Raw genomic sequence first — 14,164 nt, 5'->3', positions numbered from 1 at the left:
ATTAAGACTACCGCAAAGATAAGCATCTCTGCGGTAGTTCTAAATTACCGTCTATTAAAGTAGAGCAAAAACAGCCAAGTCTAGCTTAATTTGCTACTTTGAGTTATGCCCAATTCTAGAAAGTATTGAGAGTTCTGGAACTTAACTAACCGAAGGCTTGCACCACAGTCAGCATGAAATTAATCCGCTCCTCAAACTCTAGATTTTTGATTAATGCGACAAATTCATCCGTTTCACCAGGTAGTTGATAGTCGGACGGAACTTGAATGATAGTTCCATTGTCCATACCTTGTGCCAGCAGCAGCCAAACGTCTAATCTGGAATTGGCACTTAGAGCATTATAGGCTTGGCTGATCTCGTTAGCTGCACCATTAATAATGTCGCGTTGCGCTTGCAGTTGCTCTTCTTTAGATAAGTCCAGAAATCTGTCAAACACTGCTTTAGCGGGAACTTCTATCCTTTCAGGAGGTGCAGGCTGTAGCTGCTCTTTAAGATCCAAATAACCGAACCAAAGTAGGGCTAGCTGAGTATCTACATCAAACTTTTTAAAACTTTCTAAAGCTGGTTTTGTTGCTTCATCGGCTGTGTAAGTCATAAAAAACTCCAACTAAGTTAAGGTTATTTTGATTTCCTCAGTTACTTACTGAGAAGGTTTGCTTTGAGTACTTCATATAACTTAACGAACAAATTCAGATAGATAACCCTACTTAGGGTAGGTATAAGGCTCACTACATAAGACAGATATAGATAACCCAAGTTGCTAGTTACAAAAATGCCCGCTTCGATGTATATAAAGCAAAAATAAATGTTAAAACTTGAAGTAGCGTCTGTAACAGTAAGCGATCGCTTGAAAGGGTTCTTGATTATAATGCGATCGCGCGTCTGGAAAAACAAACCTAGATTACAGTAAATTTATATCACCCATCTCACTCCAAAACTTGCAGCCATGTCCGCCGCCAAAGATTTTGAATTACCAAATGATGTAATATTTCCTCTAGGGGATTTATATAGTGACGAACCACCTTTGGAAAGCGAATTACATCTACGCCAAATAATTCTGCTATTGCAATCTTTAGAATTGTGGTGGCGAAACCGCAATGACTTTTATGCTGCGGGTAATTTGACAATTTACTACAGCCAACGCCAGAAGAGGTCAGAAGAATTCCGGGGGCCAGATTTTTTTGTAGTGCTGGGCTGTCAACGCAAAGTTCGTAAAAGTTGGGTTGTTTGGGAAGAAGATGGGAAATATCCCAACATAATTGTAGAGCTTCTCTCGAATTCTACAGCTTCAACTGACAAGGGTTTGAAAAAACAAATTTTTCAAGATATCTTTCGTACACCAGAATATTTTTGGTTCGATCCTAATAATTTAGAATTTACTGGCTTTATCTTGATTGGCGGTACTTATGAACCGATAGAACCTAATCCTCAAGGATGGCTATGGAGTCAGCAGTTAAATTTGTACTTGGGTGTTTATGAACATAAATTGCGCTATTTCACTGCGGAAGGGAATCTAGTTCCTACACCGGAAGAAGTTGTTGAACAAGAACAACAACGCGCTGAACGCCTAGCAGCCAAATTGCGAGAACTGAACATTGACCCAGATACGATTTAACTCAATGGCAGGGAAAAGCAAATTTAACTGATTTTTTGTGATTATAGTAATTAAATATCATTTATTTTCAACAACTTCTAGACCTATCCTAGCTACTGATTTAATATCAACATTCTGATTGTTTAGCAGCACTACTATAGTGGTATTTTCATTAGGCAAATATGCTAGCAATGTTGCGAAGCCATAAGCTATACCACTATGCCCAATTGCTTTTGCCAAAGGAGATGAAAACCTTTCTACACCCAACCCATAGCTATAACCTTCACCATTATCTTTAAATTTCAACATTTCTTTCATCATCTTCGGAGAGAGTAAGGTTTTTTTGACAAATAATGCTTTAGCAAACTTTGCTAAATCCTCTGCTGTTGAAACCAATCCACCATCTCCTAAACCATTACCATCATTGACTTTGGCGTAGCTATCTAGCTTACCATCCTTATTGCGATCGCCATAACCTGTAGCTACTTCTCCAATTGTCGGTTCGCGCAGTTCTGTGAAGGTATGTTTTAATCCTAATGGTTTTAAAATCTGACTACGAATTGCTTGTGCGAGAGTTCCTCTAGTGATATTTTCAACAATTAGTTCTAAAAGAATGTAGTTGCAATCAGTATAAATAAATTTTTCTCCGGGATTTGCCTTCGGTTGCTCTTGGTACATATACTTAATTGCTTCTCTGGCTGTCCAAGGCTGTGAGCGACTTCTTTTAGCTGTAGCTTGAATAAACTCTTTTGTATCTAAGTATTCTGCAACACCACTAGTATGGTTAAGCAGTTGACGAACTGTAATTTTGTCGCTGTTGACAATATGAGGACTGATATCTCTTGGTAAGTAGGTTGCGATCGCCTGATCTAATTCTATCTTCCGTTGCTCCACTAACTTCAGCACAACCACTGCCATAAAAGTTTTACTCATACTGGCAATAGAAAAGCCATCTGTAGATTTCATTCGGGTTTTAGTTGACAAGCTACTGACACCAGATGCTCCTATCCAAGAACCTTTAGGTGTATTAATATACATTACTGCACCAGGGATATTCTGTTCTACAACTATCTCATTTAAAACTTTCTGTAGCTGAGAACTTTTTCCTACGGTGGAGGTAGATATGACTTGTTTAGCAAGAGATTTTCCAATTATTCTCTGACTAATGTTATTAGCTACTAAGTATCCTGTAAAACCAAGGGAAATCACAAAGACTATTGCAAATAAAATTTTTCTGAAAGCCAAAAATCTTAAGTTCATTTTACTTACTAAACAGAAACCGCACAAAGTAGTTGGTGAGCATCAACCTGACATCTGATATACAAATAGCATTACTTTGTTCCCAGATTAGTATCAAAATTTAGATTCACCAACTCTTATAAATATGAAAATGCCAATTAAAAGCAAGACCAAAGGCAGTGTCTGGGTAGTAGAAAATGGTAAAATGCGATCGCGTTTAGACCAACTCACCACCGAAGAACCTTTAGAAATTCGCCTCGTCCCTCTCCAGAAGACAGTAGCTGTAACCATGCGGACACCAGGGGCAGATTTTGAACTAGCTGCTGGTTTCCTCTACAGTGAAGGAGTCGTTACCCACAGAGAAGATATTCGGCGTATCAGTTACTGTGTGGATGAATTGGTCGATGGTGAACAACGCCATAACATCGTAAATGTAGAACTACGGGATGGTTTGATTCCAGACTTACAGCCTTTAGAGCGTCATTTCTACACTAGTAGCGCCTGTGGAGTGTGTGGTAAAGCTAGCCTGGAAGCTTTGCGTCTGCGGGGATGTCTAGTGATTCCTTCTGGGCTAACAGTAACACCTGAGATCATTTACAGCCTACCTGATAAGCTCCGGGCTGCTCAAGGTATCTTTACAGCTACAGGAGGTTTGCACGCTGCGGCTACCTTCAATGCTCAAGGACAACTGTTAAACCTGCGCGAAGATGTTGGACGACACAATGCTTTGGATAAATTGATTGGTACAGCTTTGCTCAGTGACGAGTTGCCTTTAAATAATTGTATTGTTTTAGTAAGCGGACGCTCTAGTTTTGAGATTTTGCAAAAATCTACAACTGCTGGAGTTCCGATTGTCTGTTCTGTTTCCGCTCCCAGTAGTTTGGCGGTATCTGTCGCCAAGGAATTCGGGATTACCTTAATTGGATTCCTGCGCGGAGAACGGTTTAATATTTACACTGGTTTGCAAAGAATAAACACTACTTAAGAACACGATTTTAACAAAGTTTAAGGGTTTAATTCCCTTGCCTCCACATAGCACGTTTTGTCTCGGTGTAAAATCTCCGTTACAAAACGTAATTGCGAATTGTTTAATTACCTTCTAGCAAAGTCCAGAAGTAGCCATCTGGCGCAACGAAAGAAAAACTCATTTCACCAAACTCATTACTAATGATATCTGTAACTTTTTGTACAGTACTTGCTTTGATGCGATCGCAATACTCCTGTATTCCCTTTACCCGATAGGTATATAAAGACATACCCAAGCTACCTGGTTGGGCAGCCTCAAAGCGCGATTCTAAATTTATCTCTTCTGGGAATCGAATGATATAAAGTCTACCACTGCGTGCGGCCATCAGGTCAGACTTAGAAGAACGGGGATCATCAAAGGCCGTAACAATAAACTTTTCACCAGGATTAAGGTCAAAAATATCTTTACCTGCTGGTGAAGATTCATAGCTAGTTTCGACATCATCACGCACACGCAGTAAACCCAAAACTTCTTCATAAAACTTCAGCGTTTCTTTGGTGTCATCTTGAACAACGATTCCTATATGGGTAAACTGACTAGTCTTAAGAGCAGCATTATGGTTAACTTGTCCGTAATGCGGTAGTGTATAGCCAAACCGTTGAAATAAAACCTGTCGAGCTAAGGGTTGCAGTAGCAGCATTTCTCGCACACCAACTGCTGGCTCAATAAAAGGACGGCTTTTCCTCTCTTTGTTGTAGATGACTTCCCAATAAGGAATAGAGTACCTAATAGACAAACCTGCCGCTTTAGCATCCTCTATATGATTTAAAATATTTAAAACATCTGCCGTTAAGCTTGTCGCCCAGCGATTTCCCTTAATTTTCATTGAGGCTATTCCCAAACCTTCATGAGTGGGATTTTGCCAAACCATCAGCCGAATCAAACCATGATCTGAATTTTGGTGGTAGAGGCGGATTGAGCGTAAAGATGAATTTACCCCATATAATTGATTGGCTACATCTGCGGTTAATTCACCGATTTCACCAATGCGATAGCCAAATTGCTCCCAATACTGAATTGCAGAAATTGGCTCTGGAATGCCGATACAAACTTCATAGATACCTGCAATTGTGGTTTGTTGTTCTTGAGTCATAGCAATTTTGGATTATTCGTTTTTGGAGGAAAACTTTTCAATTTACTGAAATTATGCAGAAATTGCAGTTCAGATGTAGTGAGATCGCGCCATTGACCCAATTGTAGGTTATCTAGTTGTAGGTGGGCTATGCTAACCCTAACCAATCGCAAAGTGGGGAACCCTACAGCCGCAGTCATGCGCCGTACTTGGCGGTTTTTTCCTTCTGTCAAAGTCATTTCTAGCCAAGCTGTCGGTATATTTTTGCGAAATCTAATCGGCGGATTGCGTTCAGGTAGCTGTGGTTCTTGTGGTAACAGCCTAACTTCTGCTGGTTGAGTGCGGTAATCTTGAATTTCCACACCTGTTTGTAACCTTTTTATCGCATCTGCATCTGGAATTCGCTCTACCTGTACCCAGTAAGTACGTTTATGACCAAAACGCGGATGGGCGAGACGATGTTGCAATTGTCCATCGTTCGTTAACAGCAGCAACCCTTCACTATCCCAGTCTAAGCGTCCCACAGGATACACATCAGGTACATCAATATAATCTTTCAAAGTGCTATGTGTGGGAGCATCCTTTGTAAACTGGCACAGAACGCCATAGGGTTTGTAAAAAATAATATATCGGTAATGATTTGTCATTTGTCATTGGGCATTGGAAAAAGGACTTGGGGACAAGGAGACTTGGGGACAAGGGGAAAGACTTATTGGAAGTTCTAAACTTTTGTCACCTTGTTCCCTCTGCTCCCCTGCCCCCTCTCAATGCTTCTGGGTTAAGCCTAAAATCAGGTAGATTAACAGTTATTCTCTAACAGATAATACCTTTTATGCGGAACATTATGCGTAGCTTGCTTTCCTTGAACCAAGGATTGACTGCATAGTGAAATCCTAACTCTGCCAATTTTAGATTTCGGATTTTCGATTTAAGAAGAATCTAAAATTTAAAATCCAAAATTGAATCTGTTTTTTCCATATCTCATGCTCTATGACCAACTACTTTCGCTCTAATGTAGATGCAATGGCTAGCTACATTCCTGGTGAGCAGCCTCAACGCGGTACAAAAATAATTAAACTCAACAGTAACGAGAACCCGTATCCTCCTTCACCTGCGGCGTTAGCTGTGCTGCAAAATATTGATGGCGAGTGGTTGCGGCGGTATCCAGAACCTTTCGGGGGGGAGTTCCGGCAAGCTGCAAGTAAAGTTTTAGGTGTTCCTAGCGATTGGATAATTGTGGGAAATGGCAGTGACGAATTGTTGAGCGTGGTGATTCGAGCCTGTGCAGAACCTGGAAAGAAAGTAGTTTATCCCATGCCAACTTATGTGCTATATCGCACATTAACAGAAATGCAGGCTGCGGAAATTATTGAGATTCCTTACAGTGAGAACTACAGTTTACCTTTAGAAGAACTAATTGCTGCCAATGGATGTGTGACATTCATTGCGTCGCCTAATAGTCCATCGGGGCATGTGGTAGCAACAAATGATCTGCGAAAATTAGCCAGCCAGTTATCGGGAGTTTTAGTGATTGACGAAGCATACATAGATTTTACCGAAGAGAATGCATTGGCTTTAGTAAAGGACTACGAAAACGTCATCGTAATTCGCACACTTTCTAAAGGCTACTCCTTGGCTGGATTACGGCTGGGATTTGGGGTGGCAAATCCTAAGCTGTTGCAGGGATTGTTTAAGGTGAAAGATAGCTATAACATTGATGCGATCGCTTGTGCAATTGGTACGGCTGCGATTACCGATCAAGCTTATAAAAATGCTTGTGTGGCAAAAATTAAAGCATCGCGGAATCAGTTAGCAATAGACTTAAAACAATTAGGTTTTCATCTTTGGGATTCCCAAGCTAACTTTTTGCTAGTACAGCCAAAAGAAGGAAATGCAGAATATCTCTATCAAAAACTAAAAGAACGAGGAATTTTAATCCGCTACTTCAAGCAGCCTGGATTAGATGATAAATTACGCATTACTGTTGGTACTGATGAACAAAATCAGGCGTTAGTGGAGGCACTAATTTATTTATTAGAGGCAGAGGGAGCAGGGGAGGCAGGGGGAGAAAAATTGTAGGTTGGGTTAAGCAAAGCGCAACCCAACAAAGCCCCCGAAATGTTGGGTTTCGTTCCTCAACCCAACCTACACAACTAGAACCTACATAACTCCCCCTGCCTCCCCCTGCGTTGCCTTAAGGGGGATAGAGATCATAAATTCAGCCCCTCGTCCTAAAACTGGTACACACTCCAAGTGTCCTCGATGCTTATTAGTCACAATCTGGTAACTAATAGATAGCCCTAAACCAGTGCCTTTACCAACAGGTTTGGTAGTAAAAAAGGGTGTGAAGAGTTGCCGCCGCACATTTTCACTAATACCAGAACCGTTGTCAGCAATGCGGATGACGGCAAAATCGCCTTCAACACTAGTACGAATTGTAATGATGCTTGGCTGACGTGCAATATCGGCATAAGTCCGATGTTTGTTAAATTCTTCCAAAGAGTCAATCGAATTAGCGATCAGGTTCATAAATACTTGATTCAGTTGGCCAGGGTAGCACTCTACGGGTGGCAGGTTGCCGTACTCCTGTATTACCTGAATTCCCGGAGAGTTTGGTTCGGGTTTAAGCCGATTTTGCAAAATCATTAGGGTGCTATCAATGCCTTCATGGATATCAACGGCTTTGACTTCAGCTTCGTCTAGGCGGGAAAAGTTTCGTAAAGATAATACAATCTGGCGAATGCGATCGGTTCCCCCTTTCATGGAAGCCAACAGCTTAGGTAAGTCTTCCATTAAAAAATCTAAGTCAACCGCATCTATTTCATTCTGAACTTTAGGCGGTAAATTCTGATTTTGCTGCTGATAAAGTTCTACTACACTCATCAAGTCTTTGACATGATTATTAACGTAAGTCAAGTTGCCGTAGATAAAGCTGACTGGGTTATTGATTTCGTGAGCAACGCCTGCTACCAGCTGCCCCAAGCTAGACATTTTTTCGCTTTGCACCATCTGAGACTGGGTAAGCTTCAATTCATCAAGGGTATGTTCTAGCTGCTTTGCTTTCTCACGCGCTTGTGTTTCCGAAATTTCTAACTCCTGGGAGTATATGTGCAAATTTGTGTAGAGCCGAGCATTTTCTATAGAGATGGAAACTTGCGAGGTTAACAAGTTCAATACCTCTAATCGCTCTGCGGTAAAGACTCCGGTGGTGAGGTTATTTTCCAGGTAAAGAACTCCAGTTAGCTTACCCTGATGAGAGAAAGGCAAACACAAAATTGATTTGGGTTGATTGGCAACAATATAGTAGTCATTCAGAAAACGCTCTGTGTGGCTAGCATCGTCTAAAACCAAATTTTCTTTTGTTCTTTCAACATAGTTAATCAGCAAAACTGGTAGTTTATGCTTTACTAGAAACAAACTGGACGATCGCACTGTCACTTGATCTCGATCAATGCTTCCTTCGGCTTCAATTATCCACTGGTTCTCTCGTTTTACAAGTAGATAACCCATTTGGGCCCCAGCATTCTCGATCGCGATCGTCATCATCTTCTCTAGCAGAGGATTTAGCTCCATCTCGCTTGAAAGTGCCTGGGATGCTTTAATCGCTGTGCTGATATCTAGAGCTTGGGTTTTAGCTTCAGAAATATCCTGAATCTGTTTTGTAGCCTTACGGCGCTCGACTGTATCTCTAAAAATTTGGGAATATTGTTCGTCTAGTTGCCGAACTTTACCCGTAGCTTGCCACTTTAAATAGCCATAGCGGGCTTCTTTTAAATAAATTTTGGCAAAGTTTTTCCTATCCTTGGCTAAGTAAAATCGAAATGCGAGTTCGTTTGCTAAGGCTTCATTTTGTAAATAACCGTTTTCGGCAGCAGAAGCGATCGCCTTATCATACAGTTCCATTGCCTGATAATCTTGTTGGTGAATCCGAGCAATTTCAGCTTGAATCAGCAAGAACTTGTGTTGATAATTGGTTGGACAGTGCATTGCCCATTGTTGGAATTTTTCTAAGTTGACATTTAATTTGTTCAGATAAATCGCTTGAGTTTCTGTATCTGCCTCCGCATAAGCCCCTGCTAAGGCAATACTTTGATGAAAATAGAAAACAGGATTAATAAAAATTCCTCGCGCTCCCCCTACATATTTTTCTGCATTGTCTGCATACTCAACAGCTTTGATAAATTCTCCATACCAGTTACAGAGCGCAAGTTTATAGATGTAAACTACAAATGCACTCAACATATCCGAAGACGCTTGTGCAAACTCTAACACTTGCCCTTCATCTGCCCAAGTTCCCACAAGTCGATCAATCTTATCTGTTGGCTTAGTCAGGTTAGCGATCGCTTCCATAGCCAGCAGATGGTAGTTCAACATATTTCTGTCAATTTTGCGGAGGCTAGGAATAAAATCTTCGGCTATTTCTGCGGTTTTTTCTAAAGATTCATTTCCAAATAATGATTGCCATAAAAAATTAACCGAACAATAACCAGACCATTGATAAGAACCTGTTTCTAAACCACTATTAAATCCCTTCAACAAATAAGGTTTGCTCTCGCTAATATGGTCTTTGTAGTGACAAACTAAACCGCCCCACATATTTAAAATATTTGCTTCTAATTCCTTCGTTCTTAAAACTTCATGTAAATGCAAGGATAGTTCGCCAAACTCATAACCTGAATCAACTTCACCGTAATGAAACACTAGATTAAAAGCATAAAGCATATAGCCAAATACCGAAATTGGTGAGTTGCCATACTGAACTGAAAGTTGAGTTATATTCATCGATGTGATATGCAACGCTTTAGATCCTAAAAAGTAGGCAATAGGCCAGACTTCTTTTAAGATGCGTTGAGCCATTAACTTCTCTTCGTCTTGCATTGGCGGTAGTTCTGCGAGACTAAAAGTTGAGCGATCGCCAATAACTTTTTTGGTATAATTAAGTTTTTCTAACAGATATGCATCATCGGGATAAGCTGTAAACTCCAAGCCTAAAAGCTCCAAAGTATTTAGCCCAATTTTATATGCGGAGTTTAAATCATTCTCCATCCGATAACACATAATTCGATATTCATTCACCCGACACATATCAAGAGTAGTTTTAACTTGGCTGAAAGTCTGCTCGAAAATCAGCAAAGCTTTCTCATATTTACCATTTAAAAATTTTGCTTCTCCAACTTGCAAATATAATGTTAAGGTGAGTAAATAATTATCTTGCCAGCTATTTTCAGGTAGATAACTCATTCCTGTTTTCAGCAATTTGAGTGCAGTTACAAACGCCGAAGATGATTTTGCTCGCTGACCTGCTTTCAGATTTAATTCTGCCAGTTCATATCTTTCTGCTGGTTCCACAATCAATGAACTACCAGCATTGAGATGGTTGACAATATCAAAAAGATGTTCTTCCAACTGGGATTTTTCAGTATTATGTAATAGTAACTTACCTACCTTCAGGTGTACTTGTTTTTGCTGATCGATTGGAATTAAAGAATAGGCAGCTTGCTGAACGCGATCGTGCAAAAACTTATAGTCAACTTGTACAGCCGTATTGCAGTATATTGCCAATTCCGATTGATTCAACAACTGAGGAATTTTGTAAGTATCGCTCAAAGGAAGAATTAATCCGGCTCGTAAAGCTTCCCACAAATCAATTGCTGTGGCTGATGTAGATTTTTCGTTGACTACAGCTAGAATTTCTAAATTAAAACGGTTTCCAACACAAGCAGCTAATTGTAAAACTTGCTGCGTTGGTTCTGACAATCTCTGAATTTTATTCACCATTAAATCGACTACATTATCGGTAATGGCTTGTTCCTGAATTTTGTTGAGTTCCCACTGCCATAAACCCGAACGATAATCAAATGTTAAGAGATTATCTTGATGTAGTACTTTTAGTAACTGAGTCAAGAAAAAGGGATTACCTTGAGTTTTTTGAAATAGCAAATCAGCTAAAGGTTCGGCCTGAAATGATTCGCAATTGAACGTATCAATAACCAGTTGAGTAATATGAGGTGTTGCTAATGGCTTCAAAAACAACTCTTCAACAGTAGCCCCAGATGCTTGAATTGTCTCTAACATTAGCATCAGTGGATGGGTGGGACTAACTTCGTTATCTCGGTAAGCCCCAATTAGCAATAGATATCGGCTTTCTGAGTCAGTCATCAAATTTTCGACCAACTTCACAGAGGCAGCATCTGCCCATTGGAGGTCATCTAAAAATAGTACTAAGGGATGTTCAGCAGCAGTAAAGGCATGGATAAATTGTTTAAACACCCGATTAAAACGGTTTTGAGACTCAGCAACACCCAACTGTGGTACAGGTGCTTGCTCTCCGATAATCAGTTCTACTTCCGGGATGACATCAATAATAACTTGACCATTAACTCCTAATGCTTGTAGTAATTTATTTTTCCAAACCTCAACTCTGGCTTGGCTTTCAGCTAACAGTTGTCGCATCAATTCTCGAAATGCTTGAATCAAAGAAGCATAAGGAATATCTCGCTTGAGTTGGTCAAATTTGCCACCGATAAAGTAACCTCGTTGCCGGACAATCGGTTTGTGAACTTCGTTAACTAGTGAGGATTTGCCGATACCTGAATATCCTCCTACCAACACCACTTCACTAGAACCAAGACTAACTTTTTCAAAGGCAGCCATTAAAGCCGCCACTTCTACTTCCCGACCGTAAAGTTTTTGAGCTATTTGGAATTGATGCGAAAAATCTTGCTGGCCTAAGGTAAAAAGGTCAATGCTGCCTTTTGTTTGCAGTTGTATTGCTGCTTGTTCTAGGTCAGCCTTTAACCCGTAAGCACTCTGGTAGCGGTCTTCAGCAGTTTTGCTCAGAAGTTTCATAGCGATCGCAGAGATTACCAGTGGTACATTAGGATTAATCTTGTGCGGAGCTACTGGAATTTTCGCAATGTGACAATGCACCAATTCCATTGAGTCTTGGGCATTCTGGAAAGGGAGCCGACCCGTGAGCAATTCATAGAAAATGACACCTAATGAATAAAAATCCGTCCGATAATCTAAGGTTCGATTGATGCGTCCAGTTTGTTCTGGCGACATATAAGCCAGCGTTCCTTCTAAGAGGTTGAGGCTACTGATTTCTGGGCTTTCTTTTGACAGCAGCGAAGCGATGCTGAAGTCAATCAATTTTATTTTTTCGGTATTGGGATTATAAAGAATGTTTTCCGGCTGAAGATCCTTATGAATAATGTGGTGGGTATGTAACTCTCCTAAAGTTTCAGTAATTTGACCGGCAATGTTAAGAAATTTTCTAAGCTCAAAGCCTGTATTAGATATCTGAGCTTTTAAAGATTCTCCACCAAAATCTTCTAAAACCATTGCTAGACCATTGCTGTAACCGTTGTCATAACTGATTAATTCATAGGGTTTGCTCACACCTGCAATGTTTAGGTTTTGGATAATCTCGTATTCGTGCTTAATTTGAGCAATCTCTTTGACAGTCGGATATTCTGCCTTGAGCAGTTTGATAACAACTGAGCGCTCGTTAGCCTTGGAGTATGCCCGATAAATTACTGTGGCAGTAGCTTCATAAATTAAACTTGCAATACTATAATCCGGGATACGAGCAATTAATTTAAGCATTATTACTTGGCTGAATGTTGTTTTATAATAAATTTTGGTGGTTCCTATAATAATTCCCGAAATTCAGGTTAAATTAACTCTTCAAATCGGAAGTGAAGAAGGCAGGGGGTAGTCCTTGCTGGAGCTAGGAATTTAGATGAGGCTTCTGTTTGCTACTAATGGCTAAGGAATGTGAATGAAATAACATTCAGATATAGTTTTTAACCTCACCCCGCCTTTGACCTTCGTCAAAGTCTTCCCTCTCTTTAGTAAAAAGATGGGTTGGGGGTAAGGTTTTTTTACTTTATTAAATCTGCGTTCCTAATAAGCAAGGACAAATGACTCAAAATCCACGACTTTTCATGAAAAACCGTGGGATGAGTTAGCTTTTGGTAAGTCCGGTCTAAGACTTGCGCGTGTTTCTCGTTTTCCAACCATCACCATCGGAACTCCACCATCGGGAGCAAGGGTAAACCCACGTCGTTGCAGTTTAATAGGTTGATTCTCCACTGATACCAATTTAATATGAAGCTGCATAGAAAAGAGCTTCTAAAATAAAGTTATAAGAAGAGATAGATATTACCTGCTCAAGTGTAAGTTGGTCAAATATTTCTTGGATGCGATCGGGTAAAGTCTGTAAAGAAGAGAAAAGTTGATTTTTGAGTAGTTTCTTGAGGAGCTGCCAAAGCCTTTCAATGGGATTGAGTTCAGGGGCTGAAGGTGGTTGATACAGAGGAATAATAAATTCTTGCCAACGAATCGCTGAACTTGTATGAGCAGGTGCTTGGTCAACCTGTAAAATAGCATAATCTGAGCCTAATTGTTGAGATAGCCAGTCCAAGAACTGTTGAAAACACTCGCCATTCAATTTCGGATACTCATAATGTTGTGGTCTCCAGTCAATGGTTCAATTGCACCATAAATCCAAAAATTTTCCCGTGGTCATTTCACCTCAACAGTCGGCTTGACTCCAGAGGCAGTAATCACTTTTCCTGTGAGAGTTTTCAGTCCCACCCTCGTTTCATCCTGGCACAGGTAGCGAATATACTTGTCGGGTGCTAGATGTTCTTCTAGACAATTAAGAATAATTCCGAGTTTTTTTTAAAATCAGATATCAATTTCTCGTCTTGATTGTGGCTTTGAGGGCGAGGCACTTTTAGTTTTGCCCCTAATCGATATCGAACCCATGCATAAACCGTTGCATACTCTATGTCTTGTCCATGTTCTTGTTTCAACCACTCGACGATTGCACCGTAACTACTAAATCCTTTCCCTGTTTCCAGTTCAAGATTAAGGGAAGCGAGTGCCTGATCGTTAATTTTTCGTTTTGCTCCTGCTGCTTTCTTAATTTCTAACAAGCCAGACAGTCCACTCGCTCTATACTTCTGCAACCATCTTGTCACCGTTGAAGTATCTCTGGTCAAGCGTTTTCCAATTTCTTGCTGTTGGTTGACTTGACCACTCTTGAGCCACCACAACATTTGTAACTTTTCTTTTTGGATTCCTGAAGACGCTGTTTGTAGGCGTTTTTTTAGTTCCTCTTCGCTCTCGGCGATCTCAATTTGAAATGGGCGGCTCATGGGTATATCAACTTACCGAGTTTGCTTTCCCCTATTATATGCAGCTTCATATTAAATTGGTATAA

At 40.3% G+C, this 14,164-nt stretch carries 11 protein-coding genes; 3 read left to right on the top strand and 8 right to left on the bottom strand.

The annotated features are described in order from the left end of the window. Positions 1-145 precede the first annotated feature (145 nt). Positions 146-595: an orange carotenoid protein N-terminal domain-containing protein gene (locus RMZ43_RS34600; RefSeq protein ID WP_322652188.1), complete on the bottom strand. Its 450-nt coding sequence runs from the start codon at positions 593-595 to the stop codon at positions 146-148. A gap of 351 nt (positions 596-946) precedes the next feature. Here RMZ43_RS34600 and RMZ43_RS34595 point away from each other — a divergent pair, with 351 nt between their 5' ends. Further along, positions 947-1,615 carry a Uma2 family endonuclease gene (locus RMZ43_RS34595; RefSeq protein ID WP_322652187.1) on the top strand — a complete coding sequence of 223 codons (669 nt, stop codon included), beginning with the start codon at positions 947-949 and terminating at the stop codon, positions 1,613-1,615. A gap of 57 nt (positions 1,616-1,672) precedes the next feature. Here RMZ43_RS34595 and RMZ43_RS34590 read toward each other — a convergent pair whose 3' ends face one another. Then, positions 1,673-2,854, bottom strand: coding sequence for a serine hydrolase domain-containing protein (locus RMZ43_RS34590; protein WP_428850965.1), 1,182 nt, complete (start codon positions 2,852-2,854; stop codon positions 1,673-1,675). 124 nt (positions 2,855-2,978) lie between these two features. Between RMZ43_RS34590 and fdhD the strand changes: the two genes are divergently transcribed. Continuing rightward, entirely contained in the window at positions 2,979-3,818 is an 840-nt protein-coding gene (fdhD, locus tag RMZ43_RS34585) for a formate dehydrogenase accessory sulfurtransferase FdhD (protein WP_322652185.1), read from the top strand. Positions 3,819-3,921: 103 nt separating this feature from the next. On the opposite strand, the gene RMZ43_RS34580 is transcribed toward fdhD, so the two are convergent. Both RMZ43_RS34580 and RMZ43_RS34575 read right to left on the bottom strand, forming a co-directional pair. Continuing rightward, a complete protein-coding gene (locus RMZ43_RS34580; RefSeq protein ID WP_322652184.1) occupies positions 3,922-4,953 on the bottom strand; it encodes a VOC family protein in 1,032 nt (343 codons plus the stop codon). Next, entirely contained in the window at positions 4,950-5,579 is a 630-nt protein-coding gene (locus RMZ43_RS34575) for an rRNA large subunit pseudouridine synthase E (RefSeq protein ID WP_322652183.1), read from the bottom strand. Before RMZ43_RS34575 ends, RMZ43_RS34580 begins: the two co-directional genes overlap by 4 nt. 343 nt (positions 5,580-5,922) lie before the next feature. Between RMZ43_RS34575 and hisC the strand changes: the two genes are divergently transcribed. Next, on the top strand, positions 5,923-7,011 hold the full coding sequence (hisC, locus tag RMZ43_RS34570) for a histidinol-phosphate transaminase (RefSeq protein WP_322652182.1): 1,089 nt from the start codon (positions 5,923-5,925) through the stop codon (positions 7,009-7,011). Between the two features lie 81 nt (positions 7,012-7,092). On the opposite strand, the gene RMZ43_RS34565 is transcribed toward hisC, so the two are convergent. The 4 genes from RMZ43_RS34565 to RMZ43_RS34550 all read right to left on the bottom strand — a co-directional run bounded on the left by RMZ43_RS34565 (position 7,093) and on the right by RMZ43_RS34550 (position 14,099). Further along, positions 7,093-12,540: a trifunctional serine/threonine-protein kinase/ATP-binding protein/sensor histidine kinase gene (locus RMZ43_RS34565; RefSeq protein ID WP_322652181.1), complete on the bottom strand. Its 5,448-nt coding sequence runs from the start codon at positions 12,538-12,540 to the stop codon at positions 7,093-7,095. Positions 12,541-12,879: 339 nt separating this feature from the next. Next, entirely contained in the window at positions 12,880-13,056 is a 177-nt protein-coding gene (locus RMZ43_RS34560) for a hypothetical protein (RefSeq protein WP_322652180.1), read from the bottom strand. Beyond that, positions 13,040-13,423, bottom strand: a complete 384-nt coding sequence (locus RMZ43_RS34555; RefSeq protein ID WP_428850966.1) for a transposase — start codon at positions 13,421-13,423, stop codon at positions 13,040-13,042. Before RMZ43_RS34555 ends, RMZ43_RS34560 begins: the two co-directional genes overlap by 17 nt. Positions 13,424-13,589: 166 nt before the next feature. Continuing rightward, positions 13,590-14,099: a helix-turn-helix domain-containing protein gene (locus tag RMZ43_RS34550; protein WP_322652178.1), complete on the bottom strand. Its 510-nt coding sequence runs from the start codon at positions 14,097-14,099 to the stop codon at positions 13,590-13,592. Positions 14,100-14,164: the final 65 nt, after the last annotated feature.

The sequence above is a fragment of the Nostoc sp. CmiVER01 genome (assembly GCF_034531135.2).
In the GTDB taxonomy this organism is placed as follows: Bacteria; Cyanobacteriota; Cyanobacteriia; order Cyanobacteriales; family Nostocaceae; genus Nostoc.
This window is presented reverse-complemented; position numbering and strand designations above follow the sequence as displayed.

Coding starts and splice junctions, on each gene's coding strand:
- RMZ43_RS34600 (WP_322652188.1), bottom strand. CDS start 595: ATGACTTACACAGCCGATGAAGCAACAAAACCAGCTTTAGAAAGTTTT.
- RMZ43_RS34595 (WP_322652187.1), top strand. CDS start 947: ATGTCCGCCGCCAAAGATTTTGAATTACCAAATGATGTAATATTTCCT.
- RMZ43_RS34590 (WP_428850965.1), bottom strand. CDS start 2,854: ATGAACTTAAGATTTTTGGCTTTCAGAAAAATTTTATTTGCAATAGTC.
- fdhD (WP_322652185.1), top strand. CDS start 2,979: ATGAAAATGCCAATTAAAAGCAAGACCAAAGGCAGTGTCTGGGTAGTA.
- RMZ43_RS34580 (WP_322652184.1), bottom strand. CDS start 4,953: ATGACTCAAGAACAACAAACCACAATTGCAGGTATCTATGAAGTTTGT.
- RMZ43_RS34575 (WP_322652183.1), bottom strand. CDS start 5,579: ATGACAAATCATTACCGATATATTATTTTTTACAAACCCTATGGCGTT.
- hisC (WP_322652182.1), top strand. CDS start 5,923: ATGACCAACTACTTTCGCTCTAATGTAGATGCAATGGCTAGCTACATT.
- RMZ43_RS34565 (WP_322652181.1), bottom strand. CDS start 12,540: ATGCTTAAATTAATTGCTCGTATCCCGGATTATAGTATTGCAAGTTTA.
- RMZ43_RS34560 (WP_322652180.1), bottom strand. CDS start 13,056: ATGCAGCTTCATATTAAATTGGTATCAGTGGAGAATCAACCTATTAAA.
- RMZ43_RS34550 (WP_322652178.1), bottom strand. CDS start 14,099: ATGAGCCGCCCATTTCAAATTGAGATCGCCGAGAGCGAAGAGGAACTA.